The 18,794-nt window shown below is 66.5% G+C and carries 17 protein-coding genes; 5 read left to right on the top strand and 12 right to left on the bottom strand.

Translation table 11 applies throughout. From position 1 onward, the window contains the following. Nucleotides 1-2 precede the first annotated feature (2 nt). Nucleotides 3-443 carry an NUDIX domain-containing protein gene (locus ABIE57_RS05585; protein WP_354538024.1) on the top strand — a complete coding sequence of 147 codons (441 nt, stop codon included), beginning with the start codon at nt 3-5 and terminating at the stop codon, nt 441-443. Here the strand turns inward: ABIE57_RS05585 and ABIE57_RS05580 are convergent. The 10 genes from ABIE57_RS05580 to ABIE57_RS05535 all read right to left on the bottom strand — a co-directional run bounded on the left by ABIE57_RS05580 (nt 427) and on the right by ABIE57_RS05535 (nt 12,274). Beyond that, nucleotides 427-1,275: a DMT family transporter gene (locus ABIE57_RS05580; protein WP_354538023.1), complete on the bottom strand. Its 849-nt coding sequence runs from the start codon at nt 1,273-1,275 to the stop codon at nt 427-429. The genes ABIE57_RS05585 and ABIE57_RS05580 overlap by 17 nt on opposite strands. A gap of 181 nt (nt 1,276-1,456) precedes the next feature. Then, a complete protein-coding gene (locus ABIE57_RS05575) occupies nt 1,457-2,260 on the bottom strand; it encodes a CE1 family esterase (RefSeq protein ID WP_354538022.1) in 804 nt (267 codons plus the stop codon). A gap of 67 nt (nt 2,261-2,327) precedes the next feature. After that, a complete protein-coding gene (locus ABIE57_RS05570; RefSeq protein ID WP_354538021.1) occupies nt 2,328-2,999 on the bottom strand; it encodes a polyamine aminopropyltransferase in 672 nt (223 codons plus the stop codon). A 126-nt stretch (nt 3,000-3,125) separates the two neighbouring features. Then, nucleotides 3,126-4,832 (bottom strand): bifunctional sulfate adenylyltransferase/adenylylsulfate kinase, encoded by a 1,707-nt coding sequence (locus tag ABIE57_RS05565; protein ID WP_354538020.1) that lies wholly within the window; start codon nt 4,830-4,832, stop codon nt 3,126-3,128. A gap of 228 nt (nt 4,833-5,060) precedes the next feature. Beyond that, the gene (gene hemF, locus ABIE57_RS05560) at nt 5,061-5,951 is read right to left on the bottom strand and encodes an oxygen-dependent coproporphyrinogen oxidase (protein WP_354538019.1); all 891 of its coding nucleotides are present in this window, start codon (nt 5,949-5,951) and stop codon (nt 5,061-5,063) included. Nucleotides 5,952-5,961: 10 nt separating this feature from the next. Beyond that, complete coding sequence (locus ABIE57_RS05555) at nt 5,962-6,762, bottom strand: SDR family NAD(P)-dependent oxidoreductase (RefSeq protein WP_354538018.1); 801 nt, start codon at nt 6,760-6,762, stop codon at nt 5,962-5,964. A gap of 46 nt (nt 6,763-6,808) precedes the next feature. Next, complete coding sequence (locus ABIE57_RS05550; RefSeq protein WP_354538017.1) at nt 6,809-7,801, bottom strand: class I SAM-dependent methyltransferase; 993 nt, start codon at nt 7,799-7,801, stop codon at nt 6,809-6,811. A gap of 1 nt (nt 7,802) precedes the next feature. Then, nucleotides 7,803-8,120, bottom strand: a complete 318-nt coding sequence (clpS, locus tag ABIE57_RS05545; protein ID WP_354538016.1) for an ATP-dependent Clp protease adapter ClpS — start codon at nt 8,118-8,120, stop codon at nt 7,803-7,805. A gap of 193 nt (nt 8,121-8,313) precedes the next feature. Continuing rightward, a complete protein-coding gene (locus ABIE57_RS05540) occupies nt 8,314-11,082 on the bottom strand; it encodes a [protein-PII] uridylyltransferase (RefSeq protein ID WP_354538015.1) in 2,769 nt (922 codons plus the stop codon). 16 nt (nt 11,083-11,098) lie between these two features. Then, on the bottom strand, nt 11,099-12,274 hold the full coding sequence (locus ABIE57_RS05535) for a penicillin-binding protein activator (protein WP_354538014.1): 1,176 nt from the start codon (nt 12,272-12,274) through the stop codon (nt 11,099-11,101). Nucleotides 12,275-12,353: 79 nt separating this feature from the next. Between ABIE57_RS05535 and rsmI the strand changes: the two genes are divergently transcribed. From rsmI to ABIE57_RS05515, 4 genes are read left to right on the top strand one after another with little or no spacing between them, the layout of a single operon-like run. Further along, entirely contained in the window at nt 12,354-13,232 is an 879-nt protein-coding gene (gene rsmI / locus ABIE57_RS05530; protein WP_354538013.1) for a 16S rRNA (cytidine(1402)-2'-O)-methyltransferase, read from the top strand. Beyond that, a complete protein-coding gene (locus ABIE57_RS05525; protein WP_354538012.1) occupies nt 13,229-13,663 on the top strand; it encodes a YraN family protein in 435 nt (144 codons plus the stop codon). Before rsmI ends, ABIE57_RS05525 begins: the two co-directional genes overlap by 4 nt. Before the next feature lie 58 nt (nt 13,664-13,721). After that, a complete protein-coding gene (gene gshB / locus ABIE57_RS05520; RefSeq protein ID WP_354538011.1) occupies nt 13,722-14,657 on the top strand; it encodes a glutathione synthase in 936 nt (311 codons plus the stop codon). Further along, nucleotides 14,654-15,538 (top strand): alpha/beta hydrolase, encoded by an 885-nt coding sequence (locus tag ABIE57_RS05515; RefSeq protein ID WP_354538010.1) that lies wholly within the window; start codon nt 14,654-14,656, stop codon nt 15,536-15,538. Before gshB ends, ABIE57_RS05515 begins: the two co-directional genes overlap by 4 nt. Here the strand turns inward: ABIE57_RS05515 and ABIE57_RS05510 are convergent. Then, the gene (locus ABIE57_RS05510) at nt 15,525-17,039 is read right to left on the bottom strand and encodes a YifB family Mg chelatase-like AAA ATPase (protein ID WP_354538009.1); all 1,515 of its coding nucleotides are present in this window, start codon (nt 17,037-17,039) and stop codon (nt 15,525-15,527) included. The two genes, ABIE57_RS05515 and ABIE57_RS05510, sit on opposite strands and share 14 nt — an antisense overlap. Nucleotides 17,040-17,147: 108 nt before the next feature. Further along, nucleotides 17,148-18,497, bottom strand: coding sequence for an aminotransferase class III-fold pyridoxal phosphate-dependent enzyme (locus ABIE57_RS05505; protein ID WP_354538008.1), 1,350 nt, complete (start codon nt 18,495-18,497; stop codon nt 17,148-17,150). Between the last annotated feature and the right edge of the window lie 297 nt (nt 18,498-18,794).

Raw genomic sequence — 18,794 nt, 5'->3', positions numbered from 1 at the left:
CCATGACCCCCCGTCTGGCGGTGCGCGCGGTGATCGTCGAGGAGGGACGCCTTCTGCTGGTCAACGCCTATGCTGATGCGCACAGCACGCTCTGGTGCGCACCGGGGGGCGGGGTGGTGGCGCACCGCTCTCTGCCCGAGAACCTCATCCGCGAGGTGCATGAGGAGACCGGGCTGCGCATCCGGGTGGGGCCGCCATGCCTCGTGAACGAGTTTCACGCGCCCGGTGGCGGGTTTCATCAGGTAGAGGTGTTCTTTCGCTGCCGTCTGGTCGAGGGGGTGCTCTCCGACGATTGGCGCGACCCCGAAGGCGTGGTGACGCGCCGCCGCTGGGTCACGCAGTCGGAATTGACCACGCTGCGCGTCAAACCGGCCAGCCTTGGCCATGTCGCTTTCCGGCGCGGCATGGGCTACGACCCGCTCGAGCCTATCGTCGCCCCCTGAGCGGAACGACCGAGAGCGCGACGCCGCCCAGAACCACCGCCCCGGCGATCACCAACGCCACGTCGATCCGCTCGCCCAGCAAGAGCGCGCCGCCCGCCATGGCAATGACCGGCACGGTCAGTTGCGCCACCGCCGCCACCGAGGCGGGCAGGGCGGGCAGCACGCGATACCACAGCGCATAGCCAAGCCCCGAGGTGATCGCCCCCGACAGCACCGCCAGCGCGATCCCCTCGCCCCCAAGCGTCACGGCACCCGACGGCAGGGCAATCCCGAGGAGGAGGCCCAGAGGTGCCGCCAGCAGGAAATTCGCAGCCGTCCCCTGAAGCGCATCGGTGCTTTTGCGCCCCGTGAGCGAATAAATCCCCCATCCCACGCCCGCTGCCGCCATCAAGAGCCCGTGCAGCACGCTGACCTGCGGCCCCGCGCCGGGCCAGAGCAGCCAGACAAGGCCTGCAAATGCCAGAGCGGCCCCAAGCGCGCGGCGCAGCGGTATCGCCTCGCGCGCCAGAAGGCTGCCCGCGAACATGGTGATCTGCACCACGCCAAAGAGGATGAGCGCGCCAAGGCCCGCATCGAGCACGGTATAGGCCCCGGAAAACCCGTAGATATAGAGCAAGAGCGCGGCCACCCCCGCGACCCGGCCCGGCCCGCCAAGCCGCAGGCCACCGCGCAGACCGATGCAAAGCGCCGCCAGCATCACCGCCCCCGCGATCAGCCGGATCGTGCCGAAGCTTGTCGCGTCGATGCTCCCGCCCGCGAGCGCCATCCGGTTCAGCACCGAATTGGCGGCGAATGCGATCATGGTGAGGGCGGTCAGGAGAAAGAGGCGCATGACATCGGCCTGATGCTTGGCGCGCGGCCTGTCAACCCCCGTACCGTCATGCGCGGGCCCGACCAGGTCACCTCTCCGAGTGCGAGGCCGGTCTTGCGAGATTGCCCGGTCAAGCCGGACAATGACGGGGCCGAAAAGCGCGGGTCACGCGTCAAAGACGGGTATCCTGAAAGCGTCCGGCTCATGGATAGGAGGGCGGCAGGTCAAGCAACTCATCGAGTTGCCGCGCGATCCAGCCGCGCGGGATGAAATGGCCGCGTGCATGGACATCGAGCACCACGCGCCCCTCGGCGCAGTTCCATGCGGTGCGTGTGAACGTATCATGCTCGGTGATGGACCAGTCGCCTGTCGCTTGTCCCGGCCCGTCGCAACCCATCCGGTCACGCCAGAGTTTGACGGGCCATGTCGTCTCGCCATTCGGGCCAAAGGGGAAATTCAGCACGGTGTCGCGCGTTCCGTGGACATGGCGGAACTCGGTCGGGGCCTGCGGGCAGTCCTCGAACTGATCGAGCGTGCCCGAGACCGCGAGCACGGCCGCCACTCCCGTGCCGTTCTCGCAGGCATAACGCCAGGCCATCGCCGCGCCGTAGGAATAGCCCGAGACGAAGATGCGGCTGCGGTCGACGGGATAGCGTTCTGCCGCGTCCTCGATCACGGCGGCAGCGAAATCCACGTCATCGGTCACCCGCGTCCAGAAATCCCAGGTCTTGCCCTCGCCGTTGGGGGCAAGCAGCAGCACGCCGCGCCGCCGCGTCGCGCCCGAGATGCGGCCATGATTGACGATCAGCGTGCCCTGCCGCATCCAGCCGTGGAAATGCAGCAGCACCGGCAGGGGCGTGACCCCGTCCCAATCGTCGGGTTCGCGGACGTGATAGGCGCGGTCACCCAGCGGGCAGGGGACCTCTGCATGGCATCTCTCGGCCTTGGGCGCAGCCAGCGTCAGGGAGGGCAGCATCAGCGCCACGAAAAGAACGAAAACCCGCATGAAATCCTCTGAATACGGTTTACGTCGAACCTATCCTGCGCGCCTGAAATGTCATGTCACAAGCATGTCAGGCGCGCGCCAGGTAGACCGCTTGCGTAAAGGGGCGGTCTTGCAAGGGGTTCTCGAACACCACTTCTTCGGCCCATGCCTTGGCAAAGACCCCCGCCAGACGGGCAGTGAATTCCGCATCGGGCCGCTCGTTCGACCAGAGCCCGAATATGCCCCCCGGCCTGAGATGGCGCAGCACGTCCCGCAGCCCCTCGGGCGAATGGTCGATATCGACAAGGATGGCGTCATGGCGCTGCGCCGGCATGGCCGGGTCATAGCCATGGGGCGTGCCGGTCAGGGCAAAGAAATCGCCCCGGATGAAGCGGCAGCGCGGATCGCCCGTCAACTCCGGCCCAAGCGGCACAAGGCCGCTTTCGTGCCAGTCGATCACCGGTTGGAGATATTCGACAACCGCCAGCCGCGCCACCCGGTCCGAGGCCAGCACCGCCTGCGCCGTGTAGCCAAGGCCAAGCCCGCCCACCACCACATCGAGCGCGTCCCCCTTGCAGGCCGCCAGCCCCAGCCGCGCCAGCGCCACCTCCGAGGCGGTAAAGGCGCTCGTCATAAGGAATTCCTCGCCCAGCTTGATCTCCAGAACATCCAGCCCAAGCCGCAGGTCACGGCGACGGCGCAGCGAAATCGCGCCGATATCGGTGGGCTGGTAATCGAGTTCCTCGAACATGGCGGACATTGGCGCTCCTTGGGTTTTACGGCGCAGCCTAGGGCGCAGAGGCAGGGGTGTCGATGGCCGATCCCGCCGAACGCAAACGGGCCGCCCGTCAGGGGCGGCCCGGTCCTGGTCGTTCGTGGAGCGCGATCAGCCCGCGATCAGCCCCATCTGTTCAAGCTTCAGGATCACCTGATGCGCGCAGTTGTCCACGTCGACATTCTCGGTCTCGACGCGCAGTTCGGGGTTTTCGGGCACATCATAGGGATCGGAAATTCCGGTGAATTCCTTGATCTTGCCCTCGCGCGCCAGCTTGTAGAGGCCCTTGCGGTCGCGCCGCTCGCATTCCTCGATGCTTGTCGCCACATGCACCTCGACGAAGGCGCCGAACTGCTCGACATCCTCGCGCACGGCGCGGCGGGTGGTCGCATAGGGGGCAATCGGTGCGCAGATGGCGATGCCGCCATTCTTGGTGATCTCGGAGGCGACATAGCCGATGCGGCGAATGTTGAGGTCGCGGTGCTCCTTGGAAAACCCAAGCTCCGACGAGAGGTTCTTGCGCACCAGATCGCCGTCGAGCAGCGTCACGGGGCGCCCGCCCATCTCCATCAGCTTGACCATGAGCGCGTTGGCGATGGTCGATTTGCCCGAGCCGGAAAAACCGGTGAAGAACACGGTAAAGCCCTGCTTGGAGCGCGGCGGACGGGTGCGGCGCAGCTCCGCCACCACTTCGGGGAACGAGAACCACTCGGGGATCTCCAGCCCCTCGGCCAGACGGCGGCGCAGTTCGGTGCCGGAAATATCCAGCACGGTCGACCCTTCCGGCACTTCCGAAATCGGGTAATATTGCGCCTTTTCCTGCACATAGACCATGTGCTTGAAATCGACCATCTCTAGGCCGATTTCGTCCTGATACTCCTTGAAAAGCTCCTGCGCCTCGTAGGGTCCGTAGAAATCCTGCCCGGCGGAATTCTTGCCGGGGCCGGCATGGTCGCGCCCGACGATGAAATGGGTGCAGCCATGGTTGCGGCGAATGAGTCCATGCCACACCGCCTCGCGCGGGCCGGCCATGCGCATCGCCAGATTGAGCAGGCTCATCGTGGTGGTGGCGGAGGGGTATTTGTCCAGCACCGCCTCGTAGCAACGCACGCGTGTGAAGTGATCGACATCGCCCGGTTTGGTCATGCCGACAACCGGATGGATGAGCAGGTTGGCCTGCGCCTCGCGCGCGGCGCGGAAGGTCAGTTCCTGATGCGCGCGGTGCAGCGGGTTGCGGGTCTGGAAGGCCACGACGCGCCGCCAGCCCAGCTTGCGGAAGAGCGCGCGCAATTCGTTGGGCGTGTCGCGGCGGCCACGGAAATCGTAATGCACCGGCTGCTGAATGCCGGTGACGGGGCCACCGAGATAGACCTTGCCTGCGGTGTTGTGCAGGTAGTTCACGGCCGGATGCGCGCTGTCATCGGCCCCGAATACATGCGCCGCCTCGCGCGCCTTGTCCGGCGTCCAGCGGTCGGTGACGGTCATCGTGGCGAGGATCACGCCCTCCTGATCACGCAGCGCGATGTCCTGACCGATTTCCAACCCTTCGGCGAATTTCTCACTCACGTCGAGGGTGATCGGCATCGGCCAGAGCGTGCCATCGGCAAGGCGCATGGTCTCGACAACGCTGTCGTAATCGGCCTCGCTCAGGAACCCCTTGAGCGGGTTGAAGCCGCCGTTCATCAACAGTTCCAGATCGCAGATCTGGCGCGGGCTGAGATCCCAGCTTGTCAGGTCGGCGGCCTCGACCTTGAGTTTCTGGGCACTCTCGTAGGAAACGTAGAGTTCGGGGACGGGGGCTAAATTTGGGGACTGCATGGCAACCTTCGTCATGTTGGCAAAAAAGGGCGCGCCGGTTGGCACGTCGAATGCGCGCGGCTTAGACCCGGAAGGCCGCGCAATTCAAGCGCAAGCGGGTTGTTTCTGGAAAAAAGAGGCGGATTTGGCACGGATTGGATGGAATGGGGGACAAAACCGGGCAGCGCGATGCTGCGGTGCAGCAATAATTCGCCGAAAGGGTCACCGTGGCGAACGCGCGTTCCACGCTCACACCCATTTCGCGAGCGGCGGCAGGCTCATCAGCACCGCGTTGGCGTCATGGCCGGTGGCGAGGCCAAACTTGGTGCCCCGGTCATAGACAAGGTTGTATTCGGCATAGAGCCCGCGATGCACAAGCTGCGCCTCCTTGTCGGCCGCGTCAAAGGGCTGCACGCGGCGGCGCTCCACAAGCGGCAGATAGGCGGGCAGGAAGGCGCGGCCGATATCCTGCGTCAGGGCGAAATCCGCTTCCCAGTCGCCGGTGTTGCGATCATCCATGAAGATCCCGCCGACGCCGCGCGCCCGCCCGCGATGGGGCACAAAGAAATACTCGTCCGCCCAGTCCTTGAGGCGCGGATAAAGATCGGTCCCGTGCGGGTCGAGATGGGCCTTTTGCGTGGCGTGGAAATGGGCGGTGTCCTCGGCGTATTCGATACACGGGTTGAGGTCCGAGCCGCCGCCGAACCACCAGGCGTGGGGCGTCCAGAACATGCGGGTATTCATGTGCACGGCCGGGCAATGCGGGTTTTGCATATGTGCCACCAAGCTGATGCCGGAGGCCCAGAAGCGCGGATCGTCCGCCATGCCGGGCACGCCGCGCGCGGCCATGGCGCGCTGTGCCGCCTCGCCAAGATGACCGTAGACCTCGGAGACATTGACGCCCACCTTCTCGAAGACGCGCCCCCCCCGCATCACGCTCATCAACCCGCCGCCCGCGTCCGAGCCATCCTCGCTGGCGCGGCTTGTCTCGGTCACATCGAATCGGGCGGGGGGCATGTCGGCAAACGGGCCTGCGGCGTGGCTTTGTTCCAGCGCCTCGAAGGCGGCGACGATCTCGTCGCGCAGGTTTCGGAACCAGCCGCTTGCTCGGGCCTTGCGGTCGGTGAAATCCTCGGACATGGGCACTCCTTCAATGGGCGGGGGCGGCGCAGGCATCGATCAATGTGCGCCCGCCATCCATGGTCATGATCTGCCCGGTCATGAAGGCCGAGCCGTCGCAGGCGAGATATTGCACCGCCTCGGCAAGTTCGGTGGCCGAGGCGATCCGTCCCAGCGGCGTGTGGCACTCGATATCCTCGCGGTAATCGCTGTGCTCGCGCAGCGTGTCCTTGAGCGAGGCGCTCATCACCGAGCCGAAGGCCACCGCGTTGACGCGGATGCGGTGTGGTGCCAGCGCCACGGCAAGGCTGCGCGTCATCTGGTCGAGCGCGGCCGAGGCAATGGAATAGGCCAGGAGGTCGGGATGCGTGCGCCGCGCGGCGATCGACGACAGGTTGACGATCGTTCCTGCTGTCCCCTCGCGCTCGCCCTCCGCCTGCTTGATCATGCGACGCGCGACAAGCTGGCTCATGCGCAACGCGGTCATGACGTTCTGTTGCCAGAGGGTCTCTACCCCGTCATCATCCGTGTTGAACGGGTCCGAAGGCAACACCTGACGGCAGGCGTTCACGAGAATGTCCACCTCGTCGAAGGCGTCGAGCGTGGCCGAGAGCAGGTTGGCCTGCGCCAGTTTCTGCCGCATGTCGCCAGCGAAATAACGGACATTGTCGCTCTCGGCCAGCTTGCCCAACTCTTCCTTGAGCCGCTTTTCGTCCTTGTCGGCGAACATCACATTTGCGCCCTTGTCGGCAAAATGCCGGCCGATGGCCAGGCCGATTCCGTTGGCGGCTCCGGTGACGATGGCGGTCTTGCCCGCGATGGAAAAGGACATGGCAAAGGGGCCTTTCTGGCTGATCCGTCGCGCAATCTAGGCCAATTCAGGGCCGCTGGCGAGAGGGATGGCTGGCATGGAGGATCTTGAAACGGCTATCGCCCGCCGCCTCGGTCACGCGCTTGAACCGCTCGGCGAGGGTGCTCTCATACGCGAGGTGCCGGTTGGCCACCAGCCAGAGCGCGCCCGCAGGCTTGAGCATGTCGGCGGCCGCCGCGATGAAGGCGCGGCCAAGGCCGGGATCGGCGGCGCGCGTGGTGTGAAAGGGCGGGTTCATGATCACCGTGTCGGCGCGCGTCTCGGGCCGCCAGCCGGTCGCGTCGGCCCAGTGCAGATGCGCGCGCGGATCGTGCAGGTTGCGGCGCGCGCATTCAAGCGCCGCGTGATCGGCCTCGACCAGGTCGAGCCGGGTGAGGCCGTCGCGCTCCAGCGCGCGGGCCGAAATATAGCCCCAGCCACCCCCCAGATCAATCACATGCGCGCCAAGCTTAGCAGGCAGTGTGTCGCCGAGCAGCCGCGAGCCGGGATCAATCCCGTCGGCGGAAAACACCCCCGGCGCGGTGACAAACCCGCCCTCGATTTCTTGCGGTCCGGGGCTTTGCCAGTCGGAGAGGTCGGCACCGGGCGCGAGCACGACTATCTTGCCATGGGCCTTGGAAAGCGGCGTCCCGGTCTCGGTGCGCGCCCGCAGCGCGCGCAGCATCGATTCGATACCGTCGGTCTTGTCCCCGTCCACGATCACCGGCCCGTCGCTGACCCCCGCTGCCCCGGCAAGGAGCGCGCGGGCCAGCATCCTTGCGCGCGGCAGGCACACGAGCGCGGTGGCATAGCGGCCTTCGGGCGTGATGGCACAGTCATACCCTTGCGCGTTGAAATGCTGAAAATCCGGGGCAAATCCGGTGATTACCTGCACCCGGTCCCGTGGCAGCACCGAGATGTCCGCGCCCGCGCGCGGCGCGAATACGGCGATGCGCCCGCTCTCGGGCAGCACCACATGCCCGCTTTCAAGCGCGAGCGTCAGGCGGTCGGCAAGGGCCACGCTATTCCTTTTCCATCGTGCATTGCAGCGGATGCTGATGGCGGCGGGCGAAATCCATCACCTGACCGACCTTGGTCTCGGCGATTTCGTGACTGAACACGCCGACGACGGCCACGCCCTTCTTGTGAACCGTCAGCATGATCTCGAAGGCCTGCGCATGCGACATCCCGAAAAACCGCTCAAGCACCGCCACGACGAATTCCATCGGGGTGTAATCGTCATTGAGCAGCAGGACCTTGTAGAGCGGCGGACGCTGCGTGCGGGGCCGCGTCTTGAGCGCGATCGACGTCTCGTTGTCGCCGTCCTCGGGTCCGGTCATGATATGGCGCGGGGTTTTTGGCATGGGTGGCGGTCGGGTCCGGGTTTGTGAAGGTGCGGTGTCTCTCGGCCCCTCTATATAACTTTTGCCGCGTGCGAGAAAAGGGGCGGTTTGCGCCGTGCTCTGGCCGCGTCCTGCCGTCATTTTCCTGGCCAGACCGCAGGATCTCTTGATGTCCGACACGTTGCGGCCCTCAGGCCCCCGCCCGCTCCACGCCTTCCTCGATGGCCGCGCGGAGTTTGCGTTCCAGCGCGGCGCGTTTGCTCTCGGAATGGAATTTCAGCCCGAACATGTCCTTGACATAGAAGGTATCGACCACCTGTTCGCCAAAGGTGGCGATGACCGCCGAGGCGATATAGACATTGTTGGCCGCCAGCGTCCGGGTGAGATCATAGAGCAGGCCGGGACGGTCGCGGGTATCGACCTCGATGATGGTGTAGATCTCGGACCCGTCATTGTCGAAGGTGATATGGGTGGGCACGCGAAAGGCGCGCTCGCGTTTCCTGAGCTTGTCGCGGGACTTGATCGCCTCGCGCGGCACGATCTCGCCCTTGAGGGTGCGCGCGATGGTCTGGCGCAGGCGCGGCAGGCGGCTTGCCTCGAAGGGGCTGCCGTCATCGTCCTGGATCCAGAACACGGCGGTGGCGAACCCGTCCTTGGACGTATAGGTGCGCGCATCGACCACATTCGCCCCCGCCAGCGCCAGCGCCCCCGCCAGCCGCGAGAAGATGCCCGGATGATCGGCCAGCGCGAAACAGGCGCGGGTGGCGTCGCGATCCGCGTCGATGGCCAGATCAATGGCGATCTCGTCCTCGTGCAGGTCGTGCAGCAGCCGGGCAAAGATCACATGGGCCGTGACATGCAGCCCCTGCCAGTAGGGGGGATAGTGGCGCGCGGTCTCGTGCTTGAGGTCTTTCGCGTCCCAGTCGGGCAGGGCCTCGCGCAGCGCGCGCTTGGCGTCCACGCCGCGCTGTTCGCGGTTGAGCGCCTCAAGCCCGCCCTCCATCGCGCGGCGGGTCTGGCGGTAGAGCGCGCGGAACAGCGAGGCCTTCCAATTGTTCCAGGTGCCGGGGCCGACGCCGCGAATGTCGCAGACCGTGAGCAGGAGGAGCAGGTCAAGCCGCTCGCGCGTCTGCACCGCCTTTGCAAAATCGCGCACCGTGCGCGGATCGGCGATATCGCGTTTCTGCGCCGTGTCGGACATGAGCAGGTGGTGGCGCACCAGCCATTCCACCGTCTCGGCCTCGCGCTTCGAGAGGCCAAGGCGCGGGGCCACCTTGCGCGCGATCTGCGCGCCCAGGATCGAATGATCCTCGGGCCGGCCCTTGCCGATGTCATGCAGGAGCAGTGCGAGATAGAGCACGCGGCGATTGACGCCTTCCTTGAGGATCTCGGAGGAAACCGGCAATTCCTCGATCAACTCGCGCCGCTCGATCTGCGCCAGATGGCTGATGCATTGGATGATATGTTCGTCCACCGTGTAGTGGTGATACATGTTGAACTGCATCATCGCGCGCACGGGCTCGAACTCCGGCAGAAAGGCCGAGAGCACGCCAAGCTCGTTCATGCGCCGCAGCGCGCGTTCCGGATTGCCGTGTTTCAGGAGCAGGTCGAGAAAGAGTTTTTGCGCCGCCTGGTCGTGGCGGAACCCCTCGTCGATAAGTGAGAGGTTTTTTGTGACCATGAGCATGGCGTCGGGATGGATCAAAAGCCCGGTGCGCAGCGCCTCCTCGAAAAGACGCAGGAGGTTGAGCGGATCGGCCAGAAAGGCCGCCTCGTCGGCGACGGCCAGCCGCCCGGTGGTCTCGACATAGCCCGCGCGCAGTTTCTTGCGCCGCTTGAGCAGGCGTTGCAGCAGCGGCTCGGCCTTTTGCTGCGCGGCTTCCAGCTTGGTCAGGAAGATGCGCGTCAGGTCCCCCACGGCGGTGGCGTGGCGGAAATAATCCTGCATGAAGATCTCCACGCCCCGCCGCCCGCCGCGATCGGCATAGCCCATGCGCTCGGCCACCTGCACCTGCACGTCGAAGGTGAGTTGGTCATTGGCGCGCCCGGCGATGAGGTGCAGATGACAGCGCACCGCCCAGAGAAAGCTCTCGGCGCGCTGAAACGTGCCGAATTCCTCCTGGGTGAAGGTGCCGAGTGCCACCAGATCGCCGACATCGCGCACATGGTGCAGGTATTTCGCGATCCAGAACAGTGATTGCAGGTCGCGCAAGCCCCCCTTGCCCTCCTTGACGTTGGGCTCGACCATATAGCGCTCGCCCTGTTTTTCGTGGCGGGCGTCGCGCTCGGCAAGCTTGGCCTCGGTGAATTCGCGCTCCGTGCCGGTAAAAAGCTTGTCGCGCAACTCCGTGTCGAGGCGCTGCGCGAGGGCGGCATCACCACCAAGAAAGCGATGCTCCAGAAGCGCGGTGCGGATGGTGAAATCTTCCGATCCAAGGCGCAGGCAGTCGCGGATGGTGCGGCTTGCGTGGCCGACCTTGAGGCGCAGATCCCACAGGATGTAGAGCATCGATTCGATCACGCTCTCGGCCCAGGGGGTGATCTTGTAGGGCGTGAGAAACAGCAGATCGACGTCCGAATGGGGCGCCATCTCGCCGCGCCCGTAGCCGCCGACTGCGCAGACGGCGATGCGCTCGGCCTCGGTCGGCGTGGCGAGCGGGTGCATGTGCTGCGTGGCCAGATCGAGCGCGGCGAGGGTGACGCAATCGGTCAGCCAGCACCAGGCACGGGTGGCCGGGCGCGCATCGAACGGCCGCGCGGCAAAGGCCTCGGAAATCGCCGCCCGTCCGCGCGTCATCTCGGCCCCGAGGACAGACACGGCCGCGCGGCGCAGCGCGGCGCTGTCGGTGGCACCGGCAGCGGCCTCGTCCAGTGCCAGCGCGACCTTGCCCGCCGCGAATATCTCGTCGGGCGGCAGGATCAGGTCGGCGGGGGGCGCGGGCGGCTGGGGCAGGGGCATCAGCGCCGCGCGGGCCTCAGAACCCGGCACCGCCAAAGCCCTGGGGTGCGGGCGACAGGATCTGCACGCGCTTGTCGGTGATGGTCGCCACGGCAAGGCCGCGCTCGTTGGTGCCGTCCGGGCGCAGCCGGAAGACGCCGCTCACCCCCTGGAAGCCGGCCGCCTGCGTGAGATCGCCGCGCGTGAGGCCCCGACCGGCCTTGGTGAGCGCGCCGACGGCGGCGATCCCGTCATAGGCGAGGCCCGCGATCGGGTGCGGGCTATTGCCATGGGCCGCGCGAAAGCGGCTCTCGAACGCGTCAGAGCGGGCCGGATCGGGCACGGCGAACCACCCTCCCTGCACCCCCGGAAGATCGAGTGTCTGGCGCGGTGTGTCCCACCGGGCCAGGCCGATATACTGCACCCGGTCCGGACCAAGCCCCGCCTCGGGCAGCATCTGCGAGAAGAGCGGCAGCGCGCCCGCGCTGTTGGCCGTCAGAAAGATTGCATCGGCCGCATTGGTCTCGGCGGTGCTGCGGATCACCGGCACGGCGTTGACAACCCCGTCCTGCGAGAAATCGTAGCTGACGCTTCCCGCCAGCGTGCCGCCCTGCGCCTGCACCGCCTGGCTGATCGCCTCGAGCCCGAGCTGTCCGGCGAGGTTGTCGGAATAGACCGCCAGGATGCGGGATTTCCCCTGGCCCGTGGCAAAGCCCGCCAGCCGGTCGGCGGTGTTGCGGAAGGTCTGTCCCAGGACAAAGAGATTGCCGCCCGCGATGGTCGGGTTGTTGGAAAAGGCCAGCACGTTGATGTTGCGCTGTGCCATGGCGACGGCCACGGCATTGGCCGATTCGGCATGAAGCGGGCCGATGATGATCTGTGCGCCATCGGCGGCGGCGTTGAGCGCGGCCTGCTGCGCCTGCGCGGGTTGCCCGGCGGTGCCGTAGACGCGCAGGTCGATTTCGACGCCCGCGAGATCAGCGACCGCAAGCCGCGCGGCATTCTCCAGATCGCGGGCAAGCTGCGCCTCCTGCGCGTTACCCGTGCCATGCGGCACCAGAAGGGCCACCGGCACCGCGCCGCCCCGCGCCACGCTGCCGCCCCCGCCGGTCATGGCCCCTGGCGCGACATCGCAAGCGGCCAGCCCGATGAGCGCGAGAATCGCGGCGAGGCGGGCCAGGGGCTTGCGGAGGAGGGTTGAAACGGCAAACATGGTCTACTCCCTGTTATGGGCACCCAAGGCAGGATACACGCAGGCGTGATCATAGCCGTCATGGAACAAGGGTCCAGCGATGAATTCCGATCCGCAGAAACTGGCCGCCGGACTATACCTCATCGCCACCCCGATCGGCGCCGCGCGCGACATCACGCTCCGGGCGCTCGATCTGCTGGCGTCGGCAGAGGTGCTGGTGGCCGAGGACACGCGCAGCCTGCGGCGGCTGATGGAAATCCATGGCGTGGCCCTGGGCGAGCGCCCGCTCTGGGCCTATCACGATCATAACGGCGCAAAGATGCGCCCGCGCATCCTGGCGGCGCTGGCGGAGGGCAGATCGGTGCTCTACGCGTCGGAGGCAGGCACACCGATGGTGGCCGATCCGGGCTTTGATCTTGGCCGCGCGGCGGTGGCGGCGGGCCATCCGCTCATCTCGGCACCGGGGCCATCGGCCGTGATCGCGGCGCTGACGCTCTCGGGCCTGCCCACCGACCGGTTCCTGTTCGCGGGCTTCCTCCCAAGCAGCTCTGCGCGGCGCAAGACGGTGTTGAAGGAGCTTGGCGCGGTGCCCGCGACGCTGGTGTTCTACGAATCGCCCAGGCGCGTGGCCGCGATGCTGGCGGACGCGGCAGAGGTGCTGGGCGGCGAGAGACCGGCGGCGCTCTGCCGCGAGATCACCAAGAAGTTCGAGGAAACGCGCCGGGAAACGCTGGAAACCCTTGCACGGGACTGCGCCGGAGAGACGCTGAAAGGCGAAATCGTTATCGTGATCGGGCGCGGGGATTCACCGGATATTAAAGAAGGTGATATAGACCGGGCTCTGGAAGAGGCTCTCAAAGGCGCAAGTGTGCGCGATGCGGCGGATCGGGTGGCTGCAGATATGGGGTTGCCCCGGCGCACGGTCTATCAGCGAGCCTTGCAGCTTGCGGCGCGCAAGGAACAAGGGGACGGGTCATGATGCGGCAACTGGCCTTCGATTTCGACGCCGCTCCGACTGTGGGCATGCACCAAGGTGTGCCGCAGTGGCGACAGGAACGGGGCCGGCGCGCCTTTCTCAGCGGGCAGGCCGCCGAGGACATGGTCGCGCGGCTTTACGAGGGGCGCGGCGTTCAGGTTCTGGCGCGGCGCTGGCGCGGGATCAGCGGTGAGATCGACCTCGTCCTGCGCGCGCCCGACACCTATGTGTTCTGTGAGGTCAAGCGCGCGGCAACGCATGATCTGGCGCTTCAGCGGTTGCATCAGGGGCAATTGCAGCGGATCTATCATGCAGCCTCCGAATATATCGGGCTGACGCCCGAGGGGCAGCTGGCACCGGTGCTATTCGACGTGGCGACGGTCGATGGCATCGGATCCGTGAACATCCTCGAGGCGGCGTTCGGACTTTTCTGAATTGCGCGCGCGCGCGGCATGGCCCATGAAAGGGGCGATGTGACACATGAGGCCACGCATGAAAATCGCGTTTCAGATGGACCCGATCGGGCCGATCGACATCGCCGCCGACAGCACCTTTCGCCTGATGATCGAGGCGCAGGAGCGGGGCCATGAGCTTTTTTACTACACGCCCGATGCGCTCGCCTATGAGGAGGGGCGCATCACCGCGCGCGGCTGGCCACTCGAGGTGCAGCGGGTGGCGGGGGATCACTACCGCTTGGGCGAAAACCAGGTGGTCGATCTGGCCGATTTCGACGTGGTCTGGCTCCGGCAGGATCCGCCGTTCGACATGCATTACATCACCACGACGCATCTGCTGGAACGGTTGAGCCCGGCTACGCTGGTGGTCAATGATCCGTTCTGGGTGCGCAATTTCCCCGAAAAGCTTCTGATCCTGAACTTCCCCGACCTGATGCCGCCCACCACCATCGCGCGCGATCTTGCCACGATCCGCGCGTTTCGTGCGCGCCATGGCGATGTCATTCTCAAGCCGCTTTACGGAAACGGCGGGGCGGGGGTGTTCCATCTGCCCGAGAGCGACCGGAACCTTGCAAGCCTGCACGAGATGTTCACCGGCTTCTCGCGCGAGCCGCTTATCGCGCAGAAATACCTCCCCGATGTGAGCCGGGGCGACAAGCGGGTGATCCTTGTGGATGGCGCGCCCATCGGCGCGATCAACCGTGTGCCCGCCGCGGGCGAGACGCGGTCGAACATGCATGTGGGCGGGCGGCCCGAGAAGATCGGCCTGACCGACCGCGACCGCGAGATCTGCGCACGGATCGGACCGCTTCTGCGCGAGAAGGGGCAGATCTTCGTCGGCATCGACGTGATCGGCGATTACCTGACCGAGATCAACGTGACCTCGCCCACGGGCCTTCAGGAACTCGAGCGGTTCGACGGGACCAATGGCGCGGGACTTATCTGGGACGCCATCGAGGCGCGGCGGGGATGAGCTGGCAGCTTGCGCTTCTGAACCGCCACCTTCGGTGGTTCGAGAAGCCGGCGCTGGCGCGGCATGACAAGGACCGGCTGCGACGGTCCTTTGCGCTGAAGGCGCGGCTTTATTTCCATGCGCCCCGGGGCAGCCGGTTCGAGCGCGGGAGGCTGGGGGCTGTGCCCGTGCAATGGGCGCGGGCGCGCGGCGCGGTCAGGGGGCGAGGGCCGGTCCTCCTCTATTTCCATGGCGGTGCCTACGTGTTCGGCACCTCGGATACGCACCGCGCGATGCTGGCGCGGCTTTCCGCGCTGACCGGGCTCGAGAGCTGCCTGCCGGATTACCGTCTGGCGCCGGAGCACCCGTTCCCGGCTCAGATCGAGGATGCGCTGGCCTGCTACCGGGCCTTGCGGGCAGAGCGCGAGGTGATTCTCGGCGGGGACAGCGCGGGTGGCGGTCTGGCGCTCGCCCTCCTGCATGAGATCCTGCGGCAGGGGCTGGACGCTCCGGCGGCTCTCTTTGCGTTTTCGCCCCTTACGGACGTGACGTTTTCGGGCGGCTCCGTGCGTGAAAACGCCCTGCGCGACACCATGTTGACGGCAGAGCGGATCGGCGAGATGCTGGAGATGTTCCTGGGCGGGCAGGACCCGTCCGATCCGCGGGCCTCGCCGCTTTTCGGCCGGTTCGAGAGTGCGCCGCCGGTCTGGCTGACCGTGGGCGATACCGAGATCCTGCGCGACGATGCGCTGCGGATGCACGCGGCCCTGACGGCGCAGGGGGTGACGAGCGAGGTGCATCTGAGGCCGGACCACCCGCATGTCTGGCCGATCTTCCACAACATCCTGCCCGAGGCACAGACCACTTTGCGCGATCTGGCGGGGTGGCTCAGGTCTCTTTGATGGTTGTCAGGCGAAAGCTGACCGCCTCTGCCACATGGGGCAGGCGCACGGCGTCAGAGCCGTCGAGATCGGCGATGGTGCGCGCCACCCGCAACACCCGGTGATAGCCGCGCGCCGTCAGGCCGAACCGCTCGGCCACGCGGGTGAGCAGGGCGCGCCCCTCGGCGTCGGGTGTGGCGATGTCCTCGAGGGCCTCGCCTTCGGCATCGGCATTGAGGCGCATGTCGGGCCGGTCCGCGAAGCGCGCGCGTTGCACCGCCCGCGCCGCCGCGACCCGTTCGGCCACCTGCGCCGACCCTTCGCCAGAGGCGGGCAGATCGAGATCGCTAAATGCCACCGGCGGCACATCAAGGCGCAGATCGAAGCGGTCCATCAGCGGGCCGGAAATGCGCCCCATGTAATCCTCGCCGCAGTTCGGTGCGCGCGAGCAGGCGCGGGCGGGATCGCTCAGATGCCCGCATTTGCATGGGTTCGCGGCAGCCACGAGCAGAAAGCGGCAGGGATATTTCACATGCGCATTGGCGCGCGCGATCATCACCTCGCCGGTCTCGATGGGCTGGCGCAACGTCTCGAGCACGGGGCGTGGAAACTCGGGAAATTCGTCCATGAAGAGCACGCCGTTGTGGGCAAGGCTGATCTCTCCCGGCTTGGCGCTGCGTCCGCCGCCCGTGATCGCCGCCATCGAGGCGGTGTGATGGGGCTCGCGGAAGGGGCGCGTGCGGCTGATTCCGCCCTCGGATATGAGCCCCGCGACCGAATGGATCATCGAGGTTTCCAGCGCCTCGGCGGGGCTGAGCGGCGGCAGGATACCCGGCAGCCGCGCGGCCAGCATGGATTTGCCGGAACCGGGCGGGCCGACCATCATCATGTGATGCCGCCCGGCGGCGGCGATTTCCAGCGCGCGCTTGGCGCGCTCCTGCCCCTTGACGTCGCGCAGGTCGCGCCCCGGTGGCGGGCCGGTCACCTCGCCGGGTTGCGAGGGCGCGATGGGGCATTCGCCGGTGAAATGGCGCACCACATCGGCGAGCGAGGCGGCAGCGATCACCTGCGCCGCGCCGACCCAGGCGGCCTCGGCGCCCGAGGCGCGCGGGCAGAGCAGGATACGGTTTTCTTCGGCCGCTGACATGGCCGCAGGGAGCGCGCCGATCACGGGAATGAGCGTGCCGTCGAGCGACAATTCGCCAAGGGCCGTTGTGCCCTCGACCGCGTCATGGGGCAGGATCTCGAGCGCGGCGAGCAGGGCGAGGGCAATGGGCAGGTCGAAATGGCTGCCTTCCTTGGGCAGGTCGGCGGGCGAAAGGTTGACCGCGATGCGCTTGGATGGCAGCGAAATGGCCAGCGCCGAGAGCGCCGCGCGCACCCGCTCGCGCGCCTCCGACACGGCCTTGTCGGGCAGACCCACGAGGGCAAATCCCGGCACACCGGCAAGCACGGCGCATTGCACCTCCACGGGGCGCGCCTCGACCCCTTCGAAAGCCACGGTATAGGCGCGTGCGACCATGTTCTCCCCGCGCGGCGATGCGTCAGGGTTAACGGGTAGCGCCGGGAGGTTTAAGAATGGTTAACGGTGATTTGGGACGACAGGTCCGGCCCGTCGCCCCTCTCTGGCTCAGGCTGCCGAAAAGCCCGCGTCGAGCGCGTTCAGGATCACGTCCACCTCGGCCTCGGAAATCACCAGCGGGGGCGACATCAGGACGTTATGCGCGCCAAGCCGCACCATCGCGCCCGCGTCATAGGTGGCGGTGTGGATGCGCTGCATGGTGGCCGCGTCCATCGGCGTTTTCGCGGCGCGGTCGCTGACGATCTCGATCCCGGTCATCAGACCGTGACCGCCGCGCACATCGCCGATGATGGCGTGCTTTTCGGCCAGACGCTTGACGCCTTCATAAAGCTGGGTGCCGCGCGCAGCGGCGTTCGTCTTGGTGTCAAGGCGCAGGGTCTCCGAGAGGCAGGCCACCACGCCGGCCGCCCCCACGGGATGCGCCGAATAGGTATAGCCCGTCCAGATCGCGCCGCGCGCGTCCGAGGTCTCGAACACCTCGGCCACCGCGCCGGAGATGAGCACGCCGCCCACCGGGAAATAGCCCGAGGTGATGCCCTTGGCGATGGTCATGAGGTCAGGCTTCACGCCCCAATGCCGCGCGCCGGTCCAGTCGCCGGTGCGCCCGAAACCGCAGATCACCTCGTCCGAGATCATCAGGATCCCGTAGCGATCGCAGATCGCGCGCATGTGTTTCATGAAGGACGCATCAGGCACGATCACGCCGCCCGCGCCGAGGATCGGCTCCATGATGAAAGCGGCAATGGTCGAGGGGTCCTGAAACTCGATCTCGTCCACCATGGCGGCGGCGATCTTTTCCGCCAGCTTCGCCGGGTCACTTTCGTCAAACGGGTTGCGATAGGTATAGGGCGCGGCGATGTGGAAACAGCCGGGCAAGAGCGGTTCATAACCGATGCGGAAGCGGTTGTTGCCGTTGACGCTGGCACCACCCCAATGGGTGCCGTGATAGCCCTTCTTGAGGCTGAGGAACTTGGTGCGCGTGGGTTCGCCGCGCAGGCGGTGGTATTGGCGGGCAAGGCGCAGCGCGGTGTCGACGCTGTCCGAGCCGCCCGAGGTGAAGAATACCCGTTCCATCCCGTCCTCGGCAAAGAACTCGCGCACCGCATAGGACGCCTCGATGGCGGCCGGGTTGGTGGTGCCCGCAAAGCCCGAGTAATAGGGCAATTGCCAAAGCTGATCAGAGATCGCCTGTTTCACCACGTCGTTGGAATAGCCGAGATTGACGCACCAGAGGCCGCCCACGGCATCCACGACCGAATGGCCGTCGATGTCGTGCAGGCGCACGCCCTCTGCCGTCTTGATGATGCGCGGCGCGTTGCGCTGCGCCTCGCCGGGATGGCCCATCGGCTGCCAGAGGTGGCGGCCATTCATCTCGCGCAGGAAATTGTCGTCTTTCATGGGGCTTGCTCCGGGAGAGTGTTGGATTTGATCAAATTCTGCCACCGCGCACGGGAACTGTCCAGAGGGAGAGTGGGTGCGGGGAAGAAAGGCAGGGTATGACAGGAGGAAAGCGGGTCGGGCTTTGGCCTGAAGGCGACGTTGACGTGTCGATCCCCGCGCGGAATCAAGGGCGAAGCCCGCCGCGCGAGCGCCCGACCGCCCGGACGGGCGGGCGCTTCTGCAACGCTGCACATCCGCACACTCGTTCCAGTATTTGGCACCATAAAGCAACGACCAAAGCCTTTGGAGCGCCCA

This window comes from Roseovarius sp. MBR-6 (assembly GCF_040547525.1).
GTDB lineage: Bacteria > Pseudomonadota > Alphaproteobacteria > Rhodobacterales > Rhodobacteraceae > Roseovarius.
Note: the sequence above shows the minus strand (reverse complement) of the source record. Positions and strands in the feature narration are given on the sequence as shown.

Coding starts and splice junctions, on each gene's coding strand:
- ABIE57_RS05585 (WP_354538024.1), top strand. CDS start 3: ATGACCCCCCGTCTGGCGGTGCGCGCGGTGATCGTCGAGGAGGGACGC.
- ABIE57_RS05580 (WP_354538023.1), bottom strand. CDS start 1,275: ATGCGCCTCTTTCTCCTGACCGCCCTCACCATGATCGCATTCGCCGCC.
- ABIE57_RS05575 (WP_354538022.1), bottom strand. CDS start 2,260: ATGCGGGTTTTCGTTCTTTTCGTGGCGCTGATGCTGCCCTCCCTGACG.
- ABIE57_RS05570 (WP_354538021.1), bottom strand. CDS start 2,999: ATGTCCGCCATGTTCGAGGAACTCGATTACCAGCCCACCGATATCGGC.
- ABIE57_RS05565 (WP_354538020.1), bottom strand. CDS start 4,832: ATGCAGTCCCCAAATTTAGCCCCCGTCCCCGAACTCTACGTTTCCTAC.
- hemF (WP_354538019.1), bottom strand. CDS start 5,951: ATGTCCGAGGATTTCACCGACCGCAAGGCCCGAGCAAGCGGCTGGTTC.
- ABIE57_RS05555 (WP_354538018.1), bottom strand. CDS start 6,762: ATGTCCTTTTCCATCGCGGGCAAGACCGCCATCGTCACCGGAGCCGCC.
- clpS (WP_354538016.1), bottom strand. CDS start 8,120: ATGACCGGACCCGAGGACGGCGACAACGAGACGTCGATCGCGCTCAAG.
- ABIE57_RS05540 (WP_354538015.1), bottom strand. CDS start 11,082: ATGCCCCTGCCCCAGCCGCCCGCGCCCCCCGCCGACCTGATCCTGCCG.
- ABIE57_RS05535 (WP_354538014.1), bottom strand. CDS start 12,274: ATGTTTGCCGTTTCAACCCTCCTCCGCAAGCCCCTGGCCCGCCTCGCC.
- rsmI (WP_354538013.1), top strand. CDS start 12,354: ATGAATTCCGATCCGCAGAAACTGGCCGCCGGACTATACCTCATCGCC.
- ABIE57_RS05525 (WP_354538012.1), top strand. CDS start 13,229: ATGATGCGGCAACTGGCCTTCGATTTCGACGCCGCTCCGACTGTGGGC.
- gshB (WP_354538011.1), top strand. CDS start 13,722: ATGAAAATCGCGTTTCAGATGGACCCGATCGGGCCGATCGACATCGCC.
- ABIE57_RS05515 (WP_354538010.1), top strand. CDS start 14,654: ATGAGCTGGCAGCTTGCGCTTCTGAACCGCCACCTTCGGTGGTTCGAG.
- ABIE57_RS05510 (WP_354538009.1), bottom strand. CDS start 17,039: ATGGTCGCACGCGCCTATACCGTGGCTTTCGAAGGGGTCGAGGCGCGC.
- ABIE57_RS05505 (WP_354538008.1), bottom strand. CDS start 18,497: ATGAAAGACGACAATTTCCTGCGCGAGATGAATGGCCGCCACCTCTGG.